We start from the raw sequence: 21,893 nt of genomic DNA on the forward strand, positions 1-21,893 counted from the left end.
CCGCGGCGGTGATTGCCGCCGTGTTCCTGGCGTACGTGGGCGTGCAGTCGTTCCTCACGGTGGTGCGCGCGTGCGGTGCGCTGAAGGATGCGACGGACCGGGCGCAGACGTTCCAGGAGTTGGAGGAAGCGGCGGAGGTCTTCGCGCAGGCACTGGGGCCGGAGGTGGCGCGCGTCTTCGTGCTCGCGGTGACGGTGCTGGTGAGTCACGGCGTGACGGTGGGGCTGTCGTCGGCGCTCTCGTTGATGCCGCGTTTCCCGGACGCGGTGCGGCTGGGCTCGACACAGGCGGGCTTCAACCCGGCACGCGTGCTGGATGTGAGCGCGGTGGCGGTGGTGGACGGAGTGGTGGAGGTGACGCTCGCGTCCACGGCGGTGGCCATGGCCGCCATGGGCCCTCCTCCTCCGAGCAGCGCGAGTGGCCCGGGCAAGTGGGTGCAGGTGAACGAATCGATGTCCGACCGTGCCCGCGACTATCAGGCCCAGGTAACCGGAGCACCGAAGGGATCCGCGTACCGGCTCAAGCAGGGAGACGATGAGGTCGACTTCGACGGCTATGACCTGGTGGAGGATCTGCTGCTGGAGGCCAAGGGCCCGGGCTACGCGAAGTTCATCCAGGACAACATGGAGATGAAGGACTTCTTCAAGGGCTTCCGAAAAATGCTTGAGCAGGGGGCTCGGCAGGAGAAACTCGCGCAGGGAAGGCGCATTCGCTGGGTTGTCGCGGAGGAACGCTTTGCCACCGTGCTTCGAACTGCCTTCGAGCAATTGGGACGCAACATCGAGGTTGTTTACATCGCTCCCCTTAAATGAGGAGTCCTGGATCCATGTCCGAGACGTATTACGCAGGCTGCTATTGGCTGGCGCGTCCAGAGCCGGTCGAGGCCTGTGCTCAGCGTCTAGCCTCCTTCATCCAGCGGTTAGGCCCGTTGGAACCCACGTGGAACCGCTGGCATCAAACCGCAGCCAACTTCGAGAAGGCCCGGAAGCGTCAGGTCCAGACGGATGAGGCAACACTCGCGAAGCTCATGAAGAGCAAGGCCCATCGGTTCATGGACAGCTCCAGCTTCTGGCTCTGGGCGGGTGAGAATGAAGAGGAAACCTCAAGCGTCCACGGCGACTGCGGGAGTGCTTCCATCCATTCAGGCTCCGTCTGCGTCCTCAACACGATCAGTCGGGGCAGTGTCGCCGAGCGTGTGCTGACAGCTCCGGGCCTCACAGGCGTGATGCGCGCCATGGCCCTCGCATGGGAGCCCGAGGTCGGCATCGCAACCTCCGATGCGCATCGGGAGCTGATCAAGGTCGGTCAATCTTCAAAGGTCGGCACCTTCGTCGGCTGGGTCACCTACCTCGCCGACTTCCGTGGCCCCGTGCCCCCACTGCCCGCGCCGGTCCAGGTGGAGCACATCCCGGACCGGGGCACGCTCATCACCCTCACGCCGGAGAAGTTCACCGTCTCCAATCCGGCCCACGTCGCCCTGGCCGCGGACGTCCAGGCGCGCCTCCAGGACGCGGGGCTGCTCACGCCCCTGCGCCCCTGGGGCACCGGACCCACTCAGTCCGGGTAGAACATCGGGTCGCGCGTCGTCACGAACGACGAGATGGCGTTCGCCACCTCCGGCGGCAGCGTGGTGAACTGCACGCCCACGCCCGGCATCAGGTCCGGCGTGCGGTCGTTGCCGTCGCGCGCCCAGCGCACCACGCCATTCACCGTCAGCGGCCGGCCCCCTGGCAGCGTGAAGTCCAGCTCCACCGGCGTGCCGCGCGGCACCGCCTCCACCGTGGCGATGAAGATGCCGCCCTCGCTGATGTCCATCGAGAAGCCGGTGAAGAAGTTGGAATCACTGCGCGTGTCGATGGTCGTGTGCATCCGCACCCGGCCCGCCTTGCGCGAGTCGCTCTTCGCCGGAGTGGCGGCCACGGGCGCGCGCGCCGGGAGCCGCTCCGCGCGCGTCGGCGTCTCCGTGGACGGCTTCTCCTGGGACGGGCGCAGGGCCGGGGGCGGGACGACCTTCTGGGTCTCCGCCTCCGCCGCGCGGCGGGCCTTCGCCTCGGCTTCCGCGTGAGCCCTGGCGGCGTCCTCCACGCGCTTCAGGTCGGACTCGGCGGACGTCAGCGCCTTGTCCACCCGGGCGGCGTCCTCCTGCTGCACGCGCAGCGCGGACTGGAGGTCCAGCCCGGCCTGCCGGCGCGTGTCCAGCGCGGCCTCGCGCGCGTCCAGGGCCTTCTCACGCAGCCGCGCGAGCTCCGGGGACGGCTCGGGGGACTCGGTGTCCTCCAGGCGCATGGCCCACTGGGACAGGCGCGGGTCCCCGGCATGCTCCGGCCGGGTCAGGGCCTGGCGCATGCGGGAGAGCCGGTCGGTCAACGCGGCGGCATCCGCGGTGGCGCGGGCCACCTGTTCGGCGAGCTGCGCTTCCAGCCGGGCCATGTCGGCTTCGGCGCGCGCCAGTTCGACTTCCCGGGAGGGGGTGGGGGACGGGGGCATGGGTGGGGCTCCAGGCGGAGGCCCAGTCTACCGCCGCCCGGCCTCCCCCACGAGTCCCCTTCCAGGGATACCCCGTCAGTCCGCGCCCTTGATGCAGGCCACCGGCTTGAGGCGGTGGGCCACCCGGGCGAGTCCCGCCTGCTCCACCGTCTCCAGCACGTCGTCCAGGTTCTTGTAGCAGGGCCCGGACTCGTCCAGCGGCGTGGTGCGGGTGTTGAGCAGGATGCCGGCCTCCGCCATGCGCCGGTCCGTCTCCTCCTGCTGGAGCTGCCGGCGCGCGGCGGAGCGTGACAGCCGCCGGCCGGAGCCGTGGTTCACCGAGTAGATGGACTTCTCCGCCCCGGGCTCCGCGAAGAGGATGGCGCTGCCCGTCTCCATGGAGCCGGGGATGAGGATGGGGTGCCCGGTGGCCTCCCACGTCGTGCCCTTGAGTGCCGGATGTCCGGCAGGGAAGGCCCGCGTGGCGCCCTTGCGTGCGACGAACCTACCGCCCTCGCGCTGGATGAGGTTGTGGCTGATCTCGTAGTAGATGTTCGCGGTGCCGCCGAACACGTCCTCGATCGCCTCGCACACGGCCTCGCCGATGAGCAACCGGTTGGCCACGGCGAAGTTGGCCGCCATGTTGTGCAGGTTCCAGTAGCTGCGGCCCAGGGCGCTGTCCGCGTCCAGCCAGACGAAGTCCTCGCTGCGGCTCTTGAGGCCCAGCTGCGCGGCGCCCGCCACGAAGAAGTGCTTGGCGATGTTCCAGCCGAAGCCCCGGCTGCCGGTGTGGAGCATCACCCAGACGCGGCCCGTCTCATCCACCTGCATCTCGGTGAAGTGGTTGCCGCCGCCCAGGCTGCCCAGCTGGCCGCGCTTGTCGAAGGCGCGCTCTGGGATGGACACGCCGGTGTCCTCCACGGGGATGAAGTCGCGCTCGGTGACGGAGCGGCTGCGGCCCAGGGCCTTGGCGCCGTGGCGTAGGACTTCCTTGAGGGTGGGTTCGCTGAGCCTGCGCTGCTTGCGTGCCCGGGTGGCGCCCACGCCCACGGCGATGCGGTCGGTCACCTCGTCGATCCACTGGCGGCGCTTCGCGGGGTCGGCGACGTCCTCCACGGTGAGGGAGGTCTGCAGCTGCACCATGCCGCAGCCGATGTCGTAGCCGGCGGCGGTGGGCAGCAGGATGCCGTCCGTCTCCACGATGGTGCCAATGGGGACGCCGTAGCCCACGTGACAGTCGGGCGTGACGGCGACGCGGGTGACGCCGGGGAAGGTGGCGGCGTTGACGACCTGATCGAAGACGGCGTCTTCCAGCGGGGGGGCTTCCGGGTTGCCTTCCTCCCCCCAGAGGAGCTTGTCGGAGAGGAACAGGTCCGCGTGCACACGCATCGTCTTGGTGCGTGGCAGGACGTAGTGGCCCTCGGAGACCTTTTCCAGGTGTTGCTTCCAGCTCATGGTGAATCCCCCAGGTGGGTGAACCCGCGGCAGGGACGAAGCCCTCCATCATCCCTGACGGTGCCGGTTTCCGGACACACGATTGGCTGCCTGCCTGGCCTGTGCCGAGCAGAAACCCCGTGGGGTGGACGGAGGGAACGGCCGGGAGTGCACGGAGCGGCATTCAGACAAGCCTGGGGGTTGCGGCGGCGGATCGGCATTCCCATTTCTGCAGCGTGCATCAAGGGGGTGGGCGATGGGGTTTTTGACGGGGATGGTGCTGTCGGTGGCGTTGCAGGCGGGGCCGGTGGAGATGACCGCGGCTCCGGTGTTCAATCCCTCGCTGTGCGCCAAGAAGCGCGTGGATCCATGCGGGTGCCACCACGTGTACGGCATCCGGCACTGCCACCAGAACCGGAAGAGCAACCACTGCGAGGCGCAGGTCCGCGCCTACGTGCCGGACGTGGAGCAGGAGACCGCGGAGGCCACGAATCCGCTCCAGAGCCTCATCGACCCGGCGAAGTCCGTGTCCATGTAGGACGGTTCCTGAGTGGGAGTGGAATCACCGGGCGTCCTTCCCTGAAGAGGGGAGGGCGCCATGGTGCGTTGTGGGGACGGCTATCCCGGGTCCAGGGTCCAGGTGCCTTCGTCCCACCGCTTCAGTGCTTCCGAAGCTTCAAAGGGCACGAGTCCCTGGCCCTTCGCGGCTTCCTCCAAGACCGCCCTGGCTTCCGCCGTCCGGTAGCGAAGCAGGTGGGCAGCGGCCATGACCCGCACGTCCATGCGCTCATGCTTGAGCAGTACGAGGAGCGCATCCCGTCCAGGATCGCCGTGGGCCAGGAGTTGATCGATCGCGGCTCCGTACTTCCTGGCGTGCTTGTTGCCGGTCTTCGCGTCTCCCTTCCAGATGGCATCGGTCTGGGTGGCGACGTGCAGTGCGACCTGTTCGACCAGCTTTTCCAAGGTCATTGCCAGAGTCCCTTCGACACGTTCTCGATGGCCCGCAGTCCGAAGTCGCGCTGGGCCGCGTACGACTGGGTGCTCAACCATTGCCGCACGGTCAATCCGCCTGAGCCCGTGAGGTTACGCCGGATCACTGAGACGCTCCGTGAGAGTCATTTGAGCATGCAATGGCAGACGAATGCAGAGGGCATGCTCCGCGCACAGCCCCGCCTCAATGCGCGGCGACAAACTCGCCGGGCAGTGCCTCCGAACGGCTCACCTCGAGCTCGCTCTCCGAGCGGATGATGACCCAGCGCGCCTGCGGCGACACGCGCAGGGCCACCACGTTCGGTGCCAGGCGGCGCATCTCCGGCTTGTAGGGCATCACCGCCAGCGGCTGCGCCGCGTGCGGAGGGTCGGGTGGCCTCGGCGCGGAGGGCTGCGGCGTCGGCTGGGCCCCAGACGTGCGATTCATCAGCGCGAGGACCTTCACCGTGGGGCGCTCCGGCGTCGGAGCAGGATTCACCGTGGACGGCTGTACGCCCGGAGGACTCCGCGGCAGCGCGGGCAAGCCCCGCGGCACACCCGTCAGGGCCTTCTGGGGCACGCTCCTGCCCACCGTGACCGGCGTGATGCCCGGAGGTGTATTCCCTCCCGGCCGCGCGGCGCCGGGCGCCGGTGGCTCCCCGAAGGCGGACATCGACACGATGACCTTTGGCAACGGCGCGGCCTCCGGTGCACCCGCCGCCACCTGCGCCATGGAGCGCGACATCGACTCCGTCGCCGAATCCAGCGCGGGCGTCACGGCCGGCATGGCAGGACGCGGATGGGGCAGCACCGCCTGCCGCCCCGGCCCCGGCAGCGCGCTCGGTGTCCCACGGACGTTCACCGGCGTGATGGACGGCGCCGCCGGAAGACTCCGCGGTGCGTCCGGCTCCTGCGCGGCGTTGAGCACGATAGGCGTCAGCACGCGGCGCATCCGTCCGGGCGGTGGCGTCGGCGGCGGCAGCCGGTCGAAACGGTAGAGCTCCTCGTCCTCCAGCGCCGTCGGCGTCACCGCGCCCTGACCCATCCGCACCACTTCCTGCTGCAACGTCGGGTCGCGCGGATCCAACTCCAGCGCTGCCTTCAGGGCGCCTCGCGCACGGGACTCGCAACCGAGTGACAACAGCACCTGCGCGGCTTTACGGTACGCGGCGATCGCCTGTACCTTCTGCCCCGCGCGGCGGCAGGCCTCCGCCAGCCGGACGCGCACATTCGCGTCGCGCGGCAGCAACTTCGCGAGCTGCGCGTACGTTTCCACGCACTGCGCATACCTCCCCCGCTGGTACAGCGCGTAGGCGGTTTCCTTCAACTCCCGCAGCTTCATCGACTCGCGCTCGCTCATGGGGGTCTCCGCATCGGTGTCGCTCCCGTGAGCTAGCAGGCGACGTGCCGCGCTCCCGTGACGCGCGCTCGCGTTCACTGCCGTGCCCCCACCGCGACCCCAGGCTGGAAACCCTGTCCTCCACCCGGCGGACCCCAAGGCAATCCACCGTGCCCCCGTGCACGCTGTCCGCTGAAGAACCCGGCATGAACCCTGTAGAAATGGGAACCACGCTGTAACAACGTCAGTGCCCGCATCGCGGGGGCTCTCGGGAGACGTCGGATGCCCACGCATGGGACATTGGGGCAGCTCCGGACTCTCCCGGAGTCACCCGGAGGTCGCATCCATGGCTTCACGCTTCGTGGCCCTGACGTTGGGAACCCTGCTGCTCAGCGCCCTGCCCGCGGGGGCCAGGGAGCCCGCCGCTCGCGCTGGGGACACGAAGGAGCTTCCTGCCGCGGACGAGACGCTCACCCTGAAGAAGGGCGCGAAGCAGGTGCTGACGGTGCCGGGGATGAGCCGCGTGGCGCTGGGCGACCCGTCCGTCGCGGACGTGAAGACCACCGGGAAGGACGGCGTGGAGGTCTCCGCGCTGGCGAAGGGGACGACCACGCTCATCATCTGGGGCGCTGACGGCAAGCGCCGCACGTACCGCATCGTGGTGGACGGCTAGCGGCCCCCGAGCTGGAGCCTCACGGCTCCGACAGCAGGAACAGCGCGTGCGAGCTGGCGATGGGCCGCGTGCGGTCGTCCTGCCAGGCCTCCACGCGCACGTTGGCCACGCGCCGTCCCTGCCGCGTGATGAACGCTCGCGCGAAGGTGTCCTGTGCCTTGCCCGAGCGCAGGAAGTCCACCGTGGTGGAGATGACCTTGGGCACACGCTCGGTGTCCGTCTGGAGCAGCAGCTCGAAGATGGCGCTCGACTCCAAGAGCGCCCCCAGCGTGCCGCCGTGCAGCGCGGGCAGGATGCTGTTGCCAATGAGGTGCGGGGCGTAGCGCATGCGGCAGAGCATCTCGCCGGCCAGGTTCTCCACCCCAATGCCCACGAAGCGCGTGTAGGGGATGGCGTCCGTGAGGCGGTGGTACTCGCGCGACTTGCGCACCTGGCGCACCAGGTCCGCGAGGGGAAGCGAAGGCGTGCTCATCAGCTCTCCACCCGCATGAAGGTGCCCTGTGACGAGGCCACCGGTGTCGCCGGGTCGCCCTGGTGCACCAGCGCTCGCACGAAGGCGACCATGCGGGTGACCTTGTAGCACTCGGCCTGAGCGGTCAGCGGCAGGCCCGGGCGCGCGGGGCGCAGGTAGTCGATTCGCAGGTCCAGCGTGACGATGGCCGCGAACGCGCCCAGTGCCGCCATCACCGCCGCGCCGCTCGCCGCGTCGATGAGCGTGGTCACCGCGCCGCCCGCCACCACCCCCGTCTCCGGGTTGCCGACGAGCACATCCGCGTACGGCATCACCACCGTCGCGTCCGTGGTCCCCACCGCTTCCAGCCGCAGCCCGAGCGCATGGTTGTGGGGCACCGCCTCGGAGAACAGGACGGAGAGCGCCTCGCGCCGCTCCGCCGGATCCGTGGGAAGACTGAAGTCCGACATGGGCTGGATGCAGTAGCAGATTCGGACCGCGCCGGGGGAACGCACCGCGGCACGCCGCGCCCAGGAACACGCCTGCCCGTCCGCGAGTTCACGGGCACCCTGCGAGCCCACGCATCCTGGCAGGATGCCGCGCCCCGCGTCTTCCCCGAGGACACTTCCGGTGAACCGACCCCTCTCCGCTCTCTGCTTCGCACTGCTCGTCCCAGGCCTGCTCCTGGCGGCGCAGCCCCTGCCCCGGCCCGCGAGTGCACCCGAGCCCGCACCCCCAGGGCAGGGTGAAGCGCCTCCGCAGGAACCGCCCAAGCCGCCCGCGCCCAGGGACACCGCGCGCGAAGCCGCCCGGGCGAGCGAGGGCGACGGCGGCACCCTGGCCCCCGTCGCCACGCCCGAGCAGCCGGACGCGAAGAAGGATGAATGGAAGGTGGACGCGCCCCCGGGCGTGGCCAGCACGCAGGTGCCCATCGACGTGCGCGAGGGCACGTGGATGAACGTGGACGTGAGCCCGCGCGGGGACGAAATCCTCTTCGACCTGCTGGGGGACCTCTACGCGCTGCCCATCGCGGGCGGCGAGGCGCGCGCGCTGACGTCCGGCGCCGCGTGGGACATGCAGCCGCGCTACAGCCCGGACGGGAAGTCCATCGTGTTCACCAGCGACCGGGGTGGCGGGGACAACGTCTGGGTGATGGACCGCGACGGCAAGAACCCGCGCGCGGTGACGCAGGAGAAGTTCCGCCTGCTCAACAGCCCGGCGTGGAGTCCGGACGGCCAGTTCCTGGTGGCGCGCAAGCACTTCACCGGCCGGCGCTCGCTGGGCGCGGGCGAGGTGTGGATGTACCACCGCGCGGGCGGTGAAGGCGTGAAGCTCACCGAGCGCGCCAACGACCAGAAGGACCTGGGCGAGCCCGCGTTCTCCCCGGACGGCCGCTACGTCTACTTCAGCCAGGACGTCACGCCGGGGAAGTCCTTCGAGTACGACAAAGACCCGAACAAGGAGCTCTACGCCATCCAGCGGCTGGACCTGGACACGAAGGAGGTGGAGCCCTTCGTCACCGGTCCGGGTGGCTCCATCCGGCCCACGCCGTCGCCGGACGGCAAGCAGCTGGCGTTCGTGCGGCGGGTGCGCGGTAGGAGCGTGCTGTACGTGACGGACGTGAAGTCCGGAGCGGAGCGGCCGCTGCATGACGGGCTCGACCGGGACATGCAGGAGACGTGGGCCATCCACGGCGTGTCCCCGGTGATGGCGTGGACGCCGGACAACAAGTCCCTGGTGTTCTGGGCGGGCGGGACGCTGCACCGCATCGACGTGGCGACGAAGAAGGTGTCGCCCATCCCCTTCCACGTGAAGGGCACGCGCACGGTGTTCGCGGCGGTGAAGGGCACGCGTCCCGTGGCGCCGGACCGCTTCGGCGTGCAGATGCTGCGCTGGATGCAGGTGTCACCGGATGGCAAGAGGCTGGTGTACCAGGCGCTGGGCAAGCTGTACGTGAAGGAGCTGCCGTCCGGGACGCCGCGGCGGCTGACGCGGCAGAACGAGCACCTGGAGTTCTATCCGTCGTTCTCCCGGGACGGGCGCTCCATCGTCTACACGACGTGGGACGACGACGCGCTGGGCGCGGTGCGTGTGGTGGCGGTGACGGGCGGCGAGGGCCGCGTGGTGACGACGCAGCCGGGCTTCTACGTGGAGCCCGCGATGAGCCCGGACGGCAAGTGGGTGGTGTACCGGACGACGGGCGACGGCTACCTGATGCCGGGCACGTGGAGCCGGGAGACGGGGCTGTTCGTGGTGCCGTCCACGGGTAGAGGCGTGGCGAGCAAGCTGACGCGCGACGGGGAGCAGCCGCACTTCGGCGCGAAGTCGGACCGCGTGTACTTCCTGCACGTGGAGTCCAAGGACGTGGAGGACGTGCGCACGCTGCGCAGCATCGGCCTGGACGGAGGCGAGCCGCGCACGCACCTGACGAGCGGGGGCGCGCTGGAGATGCGCGTGTCGCCGGATGACAAGTGGGTGGCCTTCCGCGAGGACTTCAACGCCTACGTGACGCCCTTCGTGCGCGGCGCGAAGGAGGCGCGGGTGGGGCCGGGCAGCAAGGCGATGCCGGTGACGCAGGTGAGCCGTGACGCGGGCGAATACCTGCACTGGTCCGGCGCGGACGCGCGGCTGTCCCTGCACTGGGCGCTGGGGCCGAAGCTCTACACGCGGGCGCTGAAGGACGCGTTCACGTTCATGGATGGCGCGCCCAAGACGCTGCCGCCGCCGGAGGCGGACGGGGTGGACGTGGCGTTCTCCCAGAAGTCGGACGTGCCGGAGGGGATGCTGGCGCTGGTGGGCGGGCGGCTCGTCACGATGAAGGGCGAGCAGGTGGTGGAGGAGGGCGTGGTGGTGGTGAAGGGCAACCGCATCGTGGCGCTGGGCCCGGTGGGGAAGGTGAACGTGCCCGCGGCGGCGAAGGTGGTGGACGTGAAGGGCAAGACGCTGATGCCGGGCCTGATTGACGTGCACTGGCACGGGGCCATGGGCGTGGACGGGCTGATGCCGGAGCAGAGCTGGGTGCAGGCGGCGTCGCTGGCGTTCGGGGTGACGACGCTGCACGACCCGTCCAACCACTCGGAGACCATCTTCGCCGCGAGCGAGCTGGGCAAGGCGGGGATGCTGACGTCGCCGCGCATCTTCTCCACGGGCACCATCCTGTACGGAGCGGCGAGCGCGGACGCGCACGTCGAAATCGACACGCTGGACGACGCGCGCCGGCACCTGCGGCGGATGAAGGCATTGGGCGCGTTCAGCGTGAAGAGCTACAACCAGCCCCGGCGCGACCAGCGGCAGAAGATTCTCCAGGCGGCGCGCGAGCTGGACATGCTGGTGGTGCCCGAGGGCGGCTCGCTGCTCCAGCACAACCTGACCATGGTGGTGGACGGCCACACGGGGCTGGAGCACTCGCTGCCGGTGGCGCGCATCTACGACGACGTGCGCCAGCTGTGGAAGGGCACGCAGGTGGACTACACGCCGACGCTGGGCGTGGCCTACGGCGGGCTCATGGGGGAGAACTACTGGTACCAGAAGACGAACGTCTGGGAGGACACGCGCCTCTTGTCGTTCGTGCCCCGGCGCGTGGTGGACGGGCGCTCACGGCGCCGCGTGATGATTCCGGACGAGGAGTTCAACCACCAGAACGTGGCCCGCGTGGCGAAGGAGCTGAACGACCTGGGCGTGAGCGTGCAGCTGGGCGCGCACGGTCAGCGTGAAGGCCTGGCGGCGCACTGGGAGCTGGCGATGTTCGTGCAGGGCGGCATGTCACCGATGCAGGCCTTGCGCGTGGGCACGCTCAACGGCGCGCGTCACCTGGGCATGGACAAGGACCTGGGCTCGCTGGAGGTGGGCAAGCTGGCGGACCTGGTGGTGCTGGACAGAAACCCGCTGGAGGACATCTCGAACAGCCGCACGGTGCGCTACACGATGGTGAACGGCCGGCTGTACGACGCGAACACGCTGAACGAAGTGGGCACGCGGCAGCGCACGCGCGCGAAGTTCTACTTCGAGAAGGACGGCAACGAGGGCTGGAGCCCCCGCGCCACCACGCACGCCACGGAGCAGGTCTGCGATTAGGCGTCGTCCTCGTGTTGTGCGGAGTGCTCGCGGGCTGCGCAGGCGGCCCGCGACAGCTCCGTCAATCCCTGGGCCCGGGGCCCGGGCCGGGCTGCGTCAGCACGGTGGATTGCCAGTGCAAGAGTGGTTCGGCGGCGGCGTGCGAGCAGATGGAGATGATGAAGCCGCCCCGGCCCCGGAAGCCGAATCCGTTGCCTCCACCTGGAGCGGGTGAGGAACTGGAGAAGACGGAGAAGGAACGGGTCAGGGAGACCTGCACCCAGGACTACGTTCGCTGTGCTGATACTGGTGGAGACAGCAAGCCCGGACGCGTGAAGGGAGAGAGCCTTTGTGACTCTTGTCGGTCTTACTGTATGGCCAATGGGTTCTGGCCTGACGCTGTTTACACCTGGAATGGGGAGGCGCTGCCATGCCAACGAAAATGAAGAAAGCGTTCCCGGATCCGTCCTTTCGGGATCTGGCCTGGTGTGCCTTCAGTGAAGATGTATCGGAAGTGAGTGGCCTCGCGCCCAGGGACTGGCCCCGGTTCCGCGCGGGCCTCAAGCAGGTCGAGCGGCGCCATGAGGGACGGGTGCCGGCAGCCCCTCTTCATCGATACATCGCCAAGACCGCTTTCTTCTGTGGGGCGCATTGGGGGCAAACACCTCGGGTCGTGCGGGGCGCGTTGCGTGAACTCCTGCGGCATCCCCTGGAGACGATGATGTATTCCTATACGGCCGCGGAGTACTGGCAGTGGGCGTACAAGGTCTCCCCCGCGGACCTGCCCGCCGCGGAGGCCATGCTCGCGGAGGTCCGCGAGTACCTGCCGTCCCTGGACGACCACGAGCGACGCAACACGGAAGGCCTGCTGGCCTTCCTGGAGCGCCAGCGCCGCTGACCCCTCAGCGGGCCGTCGCGGCCACCTGGGCCAGGGCCTGCTGTATCTGCGGCAGCGCGTAGGGCTTGGGCAGGACCACCACGCCCAACCACTGCTGCGGATCTCCCTCCAGCGCCGCGCGGCCATGACCGGACGCGATGATGATTCGCATGGCGGGCTTGCGCAGCGCCACCTCGCGCGCCAGGTCCACGCCGGACATGCCCGGCAGCGTCACGTCCGTGAAGAGCACGTCGAACCGCTCCGCCGCCAGCGCCACCCGCGCCTCCTCCGCGCTCGCCACCGACATCACCGCGTGGCCCAGCAGTCCCAGCAGCTCGCTGGCGGACGCGCGGATGTCCTCGTCGTCCTCCACCAACAGCACGTGCATCCGCCGCGCGGCCTCCTGCGTGGCAGACGTTTCCCCGGTGCGCGGTACCTCTGGCCACTGGAGCTTCGGCGTCGCCATCCGCTGCTGCCGTTGGTCCAGCAGCGCCCGCACCTTGCGCGCCAGGTCCTCACGCCGGTACGGCTTGGACAAGAGGCTCACGCCCGGATCCAACCGGCCGCCGTGCACGATGGCGTTCTCCGTGTAGCCGGACGTGAAGAGCACCTCGATGTCCGGCTGCAGCGCCTTCGCCTGCCGCGCCAGCTCCGGACTGCGCACCGGCCCCGGCATCACCACGTCCGTGAAGAGCAGGTCCACCGCCACGCCGCTCTTCAGGATGGACAGCGCGCTCTGGCCGTCCACCGCGCGCAGCACGCGGTAGCCCAGCTCCGTCAGCAGCTCCACCACCGTCGCGCGGACCTCCGCGTCGTCCTCCACCGCGAGGATGGTCTCCTTCCCGCCCTCCACCGGCCCCGTCACCACCTCCGTCACCGGCACCTCCGGCTGGAAGGCGCGCGGCAGGTACACCTTCACCGTCGTGCCGTGCCCCAGCTCGCTGTAGAGCTTCACGTGCCCGCCGGACTGCTTCACGAAGCCGTACACCATGCTCAGCCCCAGGCCCGTGCCCCGGCCCTCCGGCTTCGTGGTGAAGAAGGGCTCGAACGCGCGCTCCATCACCTCCGACGACATGCCCCCGCCCGTGTCCGACACCGCCAGCAGCACGTACGCCCCGGCCATCACCTCCGGGTGCGCCTGCGCGTAGTGGTCGTCCAGCGACGCGTTGCTCAACTCCAGCGTCAGCTTCCCGGCGCCCCCCATCGCGTCGCGCGCGTTGATGGCCAGGTTGAGGATGACGTTCTCCAACTGGTGTGGGTCCGCCATCGTGTTCCACAGCCCGCCGCCGATGACCGTCTCCACCTCCACGTCCTCGCCCAGCGCGCGGCGCAGGAGGTCGTCCATGCCCCGCACCAGCCGGCCCAGGCTCAGGGAGCGAGGCTCCAGCGGCTGCCGCCGCGAGAACGCCAGCAACTGCCCGGACAGCCGGGCCCCGCGCTCCACCGCGCTCAGCGCCGAGCGCACCCGGTTCAAGCCCCGCTCGTTGCCCGCCACGTCGCGCTGGAGCAGCTGCAGGTTGCCGCCCACCACCTGGAGCAGGTTGTTGAAGTCGTGCGCCACGCCGCCCGTGAGCTTCCCCACCGCCTCCATCTTCTGCGCCTGACGGAGCTGCTCCTCCGTCTGCCGCTGCTCGGTGACGTCGCGCCCGCTGGCGTACAGCACGCCGTCCTCCGGCATCGGCACCGCCGTCCAGGAGATGCGCCGGTAACCGCCGTGCTTGCACCGGTAGGAGCTCTCGAAGTTCAGCGTGGGATTTCCTCCCCCCAGGCGGTGCACCTCGGCGCGCGTCCGCGCGTAGTCGTCCGGGCGCTCCAGCCACTCCGACGTGCGGCCCAGCAGCTCCTCCTCCGTCCACCCCAGCATCTGCGTCCAGGCCGGATTGACGCTGAGGAACTTCCCCTCCGACAGGCTCCCCACCACCAGCAGGTCCTGGGACACGTTCCACACGCGGTCCCGCTCCCGCGTGCGCTGCGCCACGCGCTGCTCCAGCGTCTCGTTGGCCTGCTTCAGGTCCGACAGCGCCTTGAGCCTGGACAGCGTCGCCCACACGCGGTCGGCCACGTTGCGCGACAGCTCGATCTCCTCCGCGGTCCACGTGCGCGGCTGCACGTCGTGCAGGAACAGCACCGCCACGAACCGGCCGTGCTCCAGCAGCGGGATGTTGAACAGTGCCCGGATGCCCACCTGCTCCAGCGCGTCCGCCTGGGGCTCCGTGCGCGGGTCCTCCCGCACGTCCGGGATGGCCACGACCTCGCCCTTCAGGAGGTCTTCCAGGAACACGCCGTAGTCGTGGAAGCGGTGCACGCCCTCCACTCGCACCACGTCCGGCGAGGCCACCCAGTTCGGGTGCATCAGCACCAGCGCGTGCGCCGCGTCCACCGTGCCGTAGCCCGCGCGCGGCACGCCCAGCATCCGCCCCACCACCTCCATGGCCAGCTGCGCGGCGGCGTCCGGGGACGACGCCTCGCGCAGCCGGTCCGCCATCTCCAGCAGCGCCGTCTGCCGCAGCTCCGCCCGCTTGCGCGCGTCGATGTCCACCAGCACGCCGGGAAAGCGCAGCGGCGCGCCCTGCGCGGAGAGCTGGCAGTGGCCGCTGGCCTCCACCCACCGGTTCGCGCCGTCGGCGCGGAGCACGCGGTACTCGGCGCGGTACGCACCGCCCGTCTCCAGCGTGCGGGTGATGGCCGCCTCCACCGCGGGCCGGTCCTCCGGGTGGATGGCGGCCACGAACTGGGAGATGGGCAGACCTTCGCGCGCCTGCTCGGGGTCCAGAGAGAAGGAATGCGCGAAGCGCTCGTCCGCGACGACGCGGTTGCCGGGCACGTCCCACACCCAGGTGCCAATCATTGCCTCGGCGTTCAGCGCCAATTGCACGCGCTCGTTCGCCTCGCGCAAGGCATCGTCGGCCTGGCGGCGCTCGGTGACGTCCTGGGTGATGCCCACCAACTGCACCGGCTTGCCGGCCGCGTCGTACACCAGCGACGCGCGCCGGTGGATCCACCGCACGTCCCCGGTGTCATGACGGCGGATGCGGTACTCCACCGACGGCGTGACCTGCCCCGAGGCCCGCGTCCGCTCGTTGGACACGTGGCGCCGGTCCTCCACCAGCGCGAGCGCCTCGATGACCGGCGCGGGCAGGGTGTCCGAAACCGGCACGCCGTACAGCCGGCAGAACTCCGGCGTCACCGTCAGCTGGTTGGTGGCGATGTCCAGCGTGAACACACCAATGCCGCCCGCCTCCTGCGCCAGCCGCAGCTGTTCCTGCTTCACGCGCGCGTCGGTGTTCCCAGCATGGGACGCCGGGTCCTCGGGGACCGTGCCAACGCCGTCATCCAGGCCCGCGGCGCGCAGGCGGAACCGCAGACGTTCGACCTCGGCCCTCAGGGCCTGTTCCGTTTCGGAAGGGGGCACGCTCATGAGCGGGGGGACCGCGGGTCGCGGGGGACGACCTCCGGCCGTGGCACTGTCGCCCGGGTCCTCCGGGGTGGGCAACGGAGAATTCCGAAGGAGTCATTCCTCCAGAACCGGAGCATCCTCCCCGGTGTCGGCGTCCGCGCCCGGCTGTTCCGGGTGAACGCCCGAAGGTGCGTCGCCAGTCCGTCGTGCCGGCGCGCGAGCCCCTCTGGCCCGTCGCCTTGACGCAGGGCAGCCAGGGCGTCAGGGCGTCCTGGGACCTGGGGAATACAGCGCGCCGCGGCGTGTCCAGGACCCCGGATTCTGGAGAACGTCTCGGGTTACCCAGGGGAGGCCCGGGCCATGGGACGTCCCGCGTAGCGGAGAGTCGTGAACACTCACATCACCCGCGGGTCGCAATGCTCACTTCCCGCCTTGACGCTGCCAGGAATTTCTTTAAAGAATGCACGCACGTCCTCTTCTTCTTGGAAGATGGCGTATGTACCGGACCTCGCGTTCCCCAACCGCGGAACCGGTGCGTGACGTCCCAGTTGAGCCCCGCGCGCCGCGTTCCCCCTCTCGGCGCGCGGTGGCCCCTGGGACTTCCACCCCGCCCTGCTCACTCATCAGGTCCCCTCGAGGATTCGAGTGTCCACGTCCGCCTTCGTCCTGCCCGTCTCGCTGGCCCTGCAGCTGCTCACCTCGGCGTCGCCTTCCCCCCAGAACACGGCGACCGCGCCCTCCCAGGAGCCCGCGCCGAAGTCCCCGGCCACCTCGTCGGTGAAGGCCACGCCCCCGGCCGTGACGAAGCTGAGCGCCGCGCAGCAGGCCACGGCGGCGAAGCTGGTGGGGCCCGCGCTCGCGGAGGGCCATGCGTACGCGCGGCTGGCGGAGCTGACGGACGGCATCGGGCCGCGCCTGTCCGGCTCCGAGTCCGCGGAGGCCGCGGTGCAGTGGGCCCTGCGCAGCTTCCAGGCGGACGGGGTGAAGGCGTGGAAGGAGCCGGTGAAGGTGCCGCGCTGGGTGCGGGGCGAGGAGCACGGCGAAATCCTCGCCTCCGAGCGCACGCGCGGCCTGCCCCTGTCGCTGCTGGCCCTGGGCGGCAGCGCGCCCACGCCGCCGGAGGGCATCACGGCGGAGGTGGTGGAGGTGAACTCCCTGGAGGAGCTGGCGGCGCTGGGTGACAAGGTGAAGGGCCGCATCGTGTTCTTCAACCACACCATGTCGGAGGCGGCGGACTACGGCCGCTTCGCGGGGCTGCGCGGCCGGGGCCCGGCGGCGGCGGCGAAGCAGGGCGCGGTGGCCGCGCTGGTGCGCTCGCTGGCCACGGCGTCGCTGAGCACGCCGCACACGGGCTCCACGCGCTTTGACGAAGGCGGCCCGCGCCTGCCCGCGGCGGCGGTGTCGGTGGAGGACGCGCTCACGCTGCACCGGATGCTCCAGGGCGGGGCGGTGAAGGTGCGGCTGGTGCTGGGGTGCTCGGACCTGCCGGAGGCGGACTCGTCCAACGTCGTGGCGGAGGTGCGGGGCCGCGAGAAGCCGGACGAGGTGGTGCTCCTGGGCGCGCACCTGGACTCCTGGGACGTGGGCACGGGCGCGCACGACGACGGCGCGGGCGTGGTGATGGTGATGGAGGCCGCGCGGCTCATCGCCAAGCTGCCCCAGGCGCCCCGGCGCACGGTGCGCGTGGTGCTGTTCATGAACGAGGAGAACGGGCTGCGCGGCGGCCGCGCGTACGCGCAAGCGCACGCGAAGGAGCTGCCCAAGCACGTGGCCGCCATCGAGATGGACGCGGGCGGAGGGCGGCCCCTGGGCGTGAGCCTGCACGCGGGGCCGGGTGGTGAGACGCTGCTGTGGCCGTGGCTGGCGCCGCTGGAAGGGCTGGGCGCGGCGAAATTCCTGGTGGGGCACGCGACGGGCGCGGACCTGAGCCCCATGGAGCCCGCGCACGTGCCCTTCGTGGGCGTGCGCGTGGACAGCAGCCGCTACTTCGACGTGCACCACTCCATGGCGGACACGCTGGACAAGGTGGACCCCCAGGACCTGTCGCGCAGCACCGCCGCGGTGACGTGGATGGCGTACGCGCTGGCGGAGTCGCCGGGCACGCTCGCGCGCCCCACCGCGCCGGAGTCGGACATGCCGCCGCCGGCGAAGAAGTAGGCTGCGCTACGCCTCCGCCGGGGCCTTGTGCGGCCCGCCCCGGCGCAGCGGCAGCTCCGGCAAGAGCAGCGTGACGAGCAGGGCCGCCAGCGCGACGAAGATGGCGAAGCGGTACACGGCCATCGTCGCGCGGGTGAAGGACTCCTTCAGCGCGCGCTCCATGCGGTCCACGGTGGACAGCGCGCGGGCCTCGTCCGCGTCCACTCGCGCGCGGGCCTCGGGCCCTTCTCGCAGGGCCTGCCGCCGCTCCTCGGCGAAGCCCTCGCGCAGCTTCGCCTTCACCTGCTCCGGTTGGAACCGCTGGCCCTGCGGCGCGCCTTCGCCTCCGCCCAGGCCCGCCGGCGCGGACGCGTGCAGTTCCTGTCGTACGTCCGGAGGCAGTCCGCGCGTGGCCTGCTGCGTGCGCGTGTGCATCTCCCGGCCCAGCGTGCTCGCGAACACGGTGCCCAGGAGCGCCACGCCCACCGTCATGCCCAGCTGCCGGAAGAACGTCGTCGCGGACGTGGCCACGCCGATGCGCTGGGGCGGCACGGAGTTCTGCACGGCCACGGTGTAGAGCGGAATGGACGGGCCCAGGCCCAGGCCCACCAGCACCATCTTCACGGTGACCTCGGCCTGGCTGGAGTCGGGCGTCAGCGTGAAGCCCATCACCGCGAAGCCGCCCATGAGGAACAGCAGCGCCCCCACCATCAGCGCCTTGTAGCGGCCCATCCGCGACGCCAGCTGCCCGGACAGCACGTTGCCCGCCACCACGCCCAGCGTCAGCGGCGTCAGCGTCAGCCCGGAGTGCGTCGCGGACAGGCCCACCACGTTCACCATGAACAGCGGCAGGAAGGTGACGGACGCCAGGAACACCGCGCCGATGATGAACACCGCCGCGTTTCCCGCGGAGAACGCGCGCAGGCGGAACAGCGACGGATCCAGCAGCGGCTCCTTGGCACGGCGCTCCCGCCACACGAAGAGGCCCAGCCCCACCGCCGACAGCGCGAACAACCCCAGGATGGGCGCGGAGCCCCATGGGAACCCGCCCGCTCGGGGCACCGCCGCGCCATGGCCCAGGCTGAGCGCGAGCAGCAGCGGCACCACGCCCACCGCCAGCGCCACCGCCCCCAACACATCCAGCTTCCCGCCGTGCACGCCCTCCGGCTTGAGCGGCGGCATGCGCAGGAAGATGAGCGCCAGCGCGAGCGCGCCCACCGGCAGGTTGATGAAGAACACCCAGTGCCAGCCCAGCGAGTCGGTGATGAAGCCGCCGGCCAGCGGACCAATGACGCTGGACAGGCCGAACACCGCGCCGAACAGGCCCTGGTACTTGCCCCGGTCGCGCGGCGGGAACAGGTCCGCCACCACCGCCAGCGAGCCGGTGAAGAGCGCCGCGCTGCCCAGCCCCTGCACCGCGCGGCAGAGGATGAGCACGAGCGTGGAGCGGGCCGCGCCGCACAGGAAGCTGCCGGTGAGGAACACGGCGATGCCCGCCACCAGCACCGCGCGGCGGCCCAGCAGGTCGGACAGCTTGCCCCACACGGGCACCATCATCGTGGAGGCCACCAGGTACGCGGTGGTGAGCCACGGGTAGTGCTCCGGCGCGATGTGGAGGTCCGCCTGGATGGTGGGCCCCGCCGTGGCCACGATGGTCTGATCCAACGCCGCCAGTAGCAGCCCCAGCAGCGCCCCCGCCAGCGTGAAGGCCTTCTGTGAACGGCTGAACCGCTCTGAGGCCGGAGCGGCATGGGAGTCCAGGGCGGTGTCGGCGGGGGTGTCGGCCATGGCTCGGGCACGCGCTCAGGGCGCGTGCATTCGCGCGAATCTGGGGATGGCGGCGGGGGCTGGCCACGTTCGCCTGCCCGGCTGCTCTCCGTCCGGAAGGCAATGCGCCGTCGGGCAGCTGTCGGAAGTGCCGTTCATCCAACAAGGGTCTTTCGGGGAGGATGGTGCGCGGTTCTATCCTGCGCCTCCCTTCATACCGGACGTCGGACGCGCTGGGGGCGTGAGCGCGTCCTGCCCAGGAGTGAACATGCGGATCCGTGGAGCGCTGGCCTGCGCCGTGGTGGTGTTCCTGACGGCGGGCTGCAAGGACGACCCCAAGCCCCAGCCCGACGCGGGAGTTCCGGACGCAGGCTCTCAGGACGATGCCGGCACCGCCGGGCCCACCCTCTCTGAAACGCCACGCTGGCAGGTGGAGGGCGATGGCCTCGACGCGAAGGAGTGCTTCGGCCGTGGCGTGGCGCTGGGTGACCTCGACGGGGACGGGCGCAAGGACCTGGTGGTCACCTCTCCGCCGTGCACCAGCGGCCCCACGAACCCCGGCCGCGTGATGGTGTACTCGGGGCAGGCGTCCTACTTCTCCCAGACGCCCGTCACCTCCAAGCTGTCGTGGGTGCATCCCAGCCCGCGCACGTCGGGCTACCAGATGACGGTGGGCACGGGCGACGTCGACGGGGATGCGTACGCGGACGTGGTGGTGAAGAGCTACTACGGCGTCAGTGTGTACAAGGGCGGGCCGGACCTGTCCCAGGTGTTCGCCCAGCCGCTGTTCCGCGTGCCGGACTCCTCGACCACGCGCTTCGGCATCGGGCGGCTGCTGGACGTGGATGGCGACGGGCTGGACGACCTCATCGTCTCCACCTTCACCGGGAGCACCACGATCTACCGCGCGACGCCCGGCGGGAAGGAGGGCCCCTTCACCAACGTGCGCGTGCTGTCCGGCTACGCGCAGCCCGCGGGAGACACGGACGGGGACGGCGCCCAGGACCTGCTCATCCCCCTGTACGACGAGGAGAACAGCCAGGGCCTCTTCCTGGGCTGCAAGGCGGACAGCTCGCGCGTCTGTGATGGACCGCTCACCACGCAGCCGGTGTGGAAGGGCACGGCGGAGAGTGTGAGAGGGATTCCGGACCTGAACGGGGACGGCCGTCCGGAGATGCTCGCGGGGCTGAGGGGCAGCGTGCGCCTGCACCTGTCCGACGCCTCCGTCCAGGGCTACTCCGCCACGCCCGTGTGGACGTTGATGGACGACCCGGCCTTCCCCAGCGTGGCCGCCCAGAGCCTCACCGTGGGCTCCATGGTGGAGGGGAGCACGGGCCACGACTTCGTGCTCGCCTCGCTGGGGCGCGTGTACCTCTTCCGCCCCACGGCGAACGTGTCCGGTCCGCTGGAGCCGGTGTGGTCGTGGCCGCGCGCCAACCGCCTCCTGCCCCAGACGATGCTGGGCTTCATCCTCCCCAGCGTGGCCAGCCCCGGCGACCTGGACGGGGACGGCTACGACGACCTGGTGGTGGGCGCCTCGCAGGAGAGCGACGGCACGCGCGCCCCGGGCCGGGTGATGGTGTTCGGCGGCGGCGTGGTGCCGGACTCGGAGGAGCCCGCGCCCGCGCTGATGCCCACGAAGACGTGCAACCTCCAGGTGGATCCGGTGAACGGCAAGCCGGACCTCACGGTGGACCGGGACGTCATCGCCCGCTCGCTCTACATCGAACGGCGCGCCTTCGCGGCGGACTCCTGCGAGGTGCGTGAAGGCTGCGTGCCCGCGGGCGGCGAGCGGCGCCTGCTGCGCTTCACCACCTCCATCGTGAACATGGGCACCGCGCCGGCGGTGGTGCCCTCGCCGGAGGAGCGGCCGGACCTCTTCGTCTACGACGAGTGCCACCAGCACGACCACCTGGTGAACTTCGCCGGCTACGACCTCAAGGATGCCTCCGGCAACTCCCTGTCCGTGGGGCGCAAGCAGGGCTTCTACATGGTGGACTTCACCCAGTACTGCGCGGACGGCACGCCGTTCACCTGGTACGACCCGGGCACGGGCATCTCGCCGGGCTGGTCGGACGTCTACACGGCGGACACCGCCTGCCAGTGGCTGGATGTCACGGACACCCCGGACGGCGACTACACCGTGCGGGTGGGCGTGGATGAGAACCACATCATCGACGAGCTCGACGCGCTCCCCAACGAGGCCACCGTCAAGGTGCGCTTGAAGGGGGACACGGTGACCGTGCTGCCCTGAAGCGAAAGGGCGGACCGCGCGCATTGTTTCTCCGCGAAGGGACTCCTGGGGATGGGGCCGGTGCAATGCCGGCCGGT

General features: G+C 70.5%; 16 protein-coding genes. 8 read left to right on the forward strand and 8 right to left on the reverse strand.

Features of this window, described 5'->3' with window-relative positions; all coding sequences use genetic code 11:
- A partial coding sequence (locus D7X30_RS21085; RefSeq protein WP_233591691.1) for a restriction endonuclease fold toxin 5 domain-containing protein occupies positions 1–812 on the forward strand: 812 nt, incomplete at its 5' end.
- A gap of 14 nt (positions 813–826) precedes the next feature.
- On the forward strand, positions 827–1,567 hold the full coding sequence (locus D7X30_RS43820; RefSeq protein WP_120564731.1) for an immunity 52 family protein: 741 nt from the start codon (positions 827–829) through the stop codon (positions 1,565–1,567).
- On the opposite strand, the gene D7X30_RS21095 is transcribed toward D7X30_RS43820, so the two are convergent.
- Together D7X30_RS21095 and D7X30_RS21100 are read right to left on the reverse strand one after the other, a co-directional pair.
- Positions 1,555–2,487 (reverse strand): TIGR02266 family protein, encoded by a 933-nt coding sequence (locus tag D7X30_RS21095; protein WP_120564732.1) that lies wholly within the window; start codon positions 2,485–2,487, stop codon positions 1,555–1,557. The two genes, D7X30_RS43820 and D7X30_RS21095, sit on opposite strands and share 13 nt — an antisense overlap.
- A 75-nt stretch (positions 2,488–2,562) precedes the next feature.
- Positions 2,563–3,921: an RtcB family protein gene (locus tag D7X30_RS21100; RefSeq protein WP_120564733.1), complete on the reverse strand. Its 1,359-nt coding sequence runs from the start codon at positions 3,919–3,921 to the stop codon at positions 2,563–2,565.
- Between the two features lie 235 nt (positions 3,922–4,156).
- Between D7X30_RS21100 and D7X30_RS21105 the strand changes: the two genes are divergently transcribed.
- Positions 4,157–4,438: a hypothetical protein gene (locus D7X30_RS21105; RefSeq protein WP_120564734.1), complete on the forward strand. Its 282-nt coding sequence runs from the start codon at positions 4,157–4,159 to the stop codon at positions 4,436–4,438.
- An 80-nt stretch (positions 4,439–4,518) separates the two neighbouring features.
- Here D7X30_RS21105 and D7X30_RS21110 read toward each other — a convergent pair whose 3' ends face one another.
- Positions 4,519–4,869: a DUF2019 domain-containing protein gene (locus D7X30_RS21110; protein WP_199724468.1), complete on the reverse strand. Its 351-nt coding sequence runs from the start codon at positions 4,867–4,869 to the stop codon at positions 4,519–4,521.
- A 205-nt stretch (positions 4,870–5,074) separates the two neighbouring features.
- Positions 5,075–6,502: a BTAD domain-containing putative transcriptional regulator gene (locus D7X30_RS21115; protein WP_255424210.1), complete on the reverse strand. Its 1,428-nt coding sequence runs from the start codon at positions 6,500–6,502 to the stop codon at positions 5,075–5,077.
- Between the two features lie 52 nt (positions 6,503–6,554).
- Between D7X30_RS21115 and D7X30_RS21120 the strand changes: the two genes are divergently transcribed.
- Positions 6,555–6,881: a pilus assembly protein N-terminal domain-containing protein gene (locus tag D7X30_RS21120; protein ID WP_158619309.1), complete on the forward strand. Its 327-nt coding sequence runs from the start codon at positions 6,555–6,557 to the stop codon at positions 6,879–6,881.
- 19 nt (positions 6,882–6,900) lie between these two features.
- On the opposite strand, the gene D7X30_RS21125 is transcribed toward D7X30_RS21120, so the two are convergent.
- Positions 6,901–7,353, reverse strand: coding sequence for a PaaI family thioesterase (locus tag D7X30_RS21125; RefSeq protein ID WP_120564738.1), 453 nt, complete (start codon positions 7,351–7,353; stop codon positions 6,901–6,903).
- On the reverse strand, positions 7,353–7,802 hold the full coding sequence (locus D7X30_RS21130; protein WP_120564788.1) for a PaaI family thioesterase: 450 nt from the start codon (positions 7,800–7,802) through the stop codon (positions 7,353–7,355). The genes D7X30_RS21125 and D7X30_RS21130 overlap by 1 nt, the downstream gene beginning before the upstream one ends.
- Positions 7,803–7,962: 160 nt before the next feature.
- On the opposite strand from D7X30_RS21130, the gene D7X30_RS21135 reads away from it, so the two are divergent.
- Both D7X30_RS21135 and D7X30_RS41690 read left to right on the forward strand, forming a co-directional pair.
- A complete protein-coding gene (locus D7X30_RS21135; RefSeq protein WP_120564739.1) occupies positions 7,963–11,406 on the forward strand; it encodes an amidohydrolase family protein in 3,444 nt (1,147 codons plus the stop codon).
- Positions 11,407–12,070: 664 nt separating this feature from the next.
- Positions 12,071–12,283, forward strand: a complete 213-nt coding sequence (locus D7X30_RS41690) for a hypothetical protein (RefSeq protein ID WP_147443260.1) — start codon at positions 12,071–12,073, stop codon at positions 12,281–12,283.
- A 4-nt stretch (positions 12,284–12,287) separates the two neighbouring features.
- On the opposite strand, the gene D7X30_RS21140 is transcribed toward D7X30_RS41690, so the two are convergent.
- Positions 12,288–15,680: a PAS domain-containing protein gene (locus D7X30_RS21140; protein ID WP_120564740.1), complete on the reverse strand. Its 3,393-nt coding sequence runs from the start codon at positions 15,678–15,680 to the stop codon at positions 12,288–12,290.
- 624 nt (positions 15,681–16,304) lie between these two features.
- On the opposite strand from D7X30_RS21140, the gene D7X30_RS21145 reads away from it, so the two are divergent.
- Positions 16,305–17,816 carry a M20/M25/M40 family metallo-hydrolase gene (locus D7X30_RS21145; protein ID WP_120564741.1) on the forward strand — a complete coding sequence of 504 codons (1,512 nt, stop codon included), beginning with the start codon at positions 16,305–16,307 and terminating at the stop codon, positions 17,814–17,816.
- A 6-nt stretch (positions 17,817–17,822) separates the two neighbouring features.
- Here D7X30_RS21145 and D7X30_RS21150 read toward each other — a convergent pair whose 3' ends face one another.
- Positions 17,823–19,583 (reverse strand): MDR family MFS transporter, encoded by a 1,761-nt coding sequence (locus tag D7X30_RS21150; RefSeq protein WP_120564742.1) that lies wholly within the window; start codon positions 19,581–19,583, stop codon positions 17,823–17,825.
- A 247-nt stretch (positions 19,584–19,830) separates the two neighbouring features.
- On the opposite strand from D7X30_RS21150, the gene D7X30_RS21155 reads away from it, so the two are divergent.
- Complete coding sequence (locus D7X30_RS21155) at positions 19,831–21,816, forward strand: lysyl oxidase family protein (RefSeq protein WP_120564743.1); 1,986 nt, start codon at positions 19,831–19,833, stop codon at positions 21,814–21,816.
- Positions 21,817–21,893 lie beyond the last annotated feature (77 nt).

The sequence above is a fragment of the Corallococcus sp. AB011P genome (assembly GCF_003611605.1).
Taxonomy (GTDB): domain Bacteria; phylum Myxococcota; class Myxococcia; order Myxococcales; family Myxococcaceae; genus Corallococcus; species Corallococcus coralloides.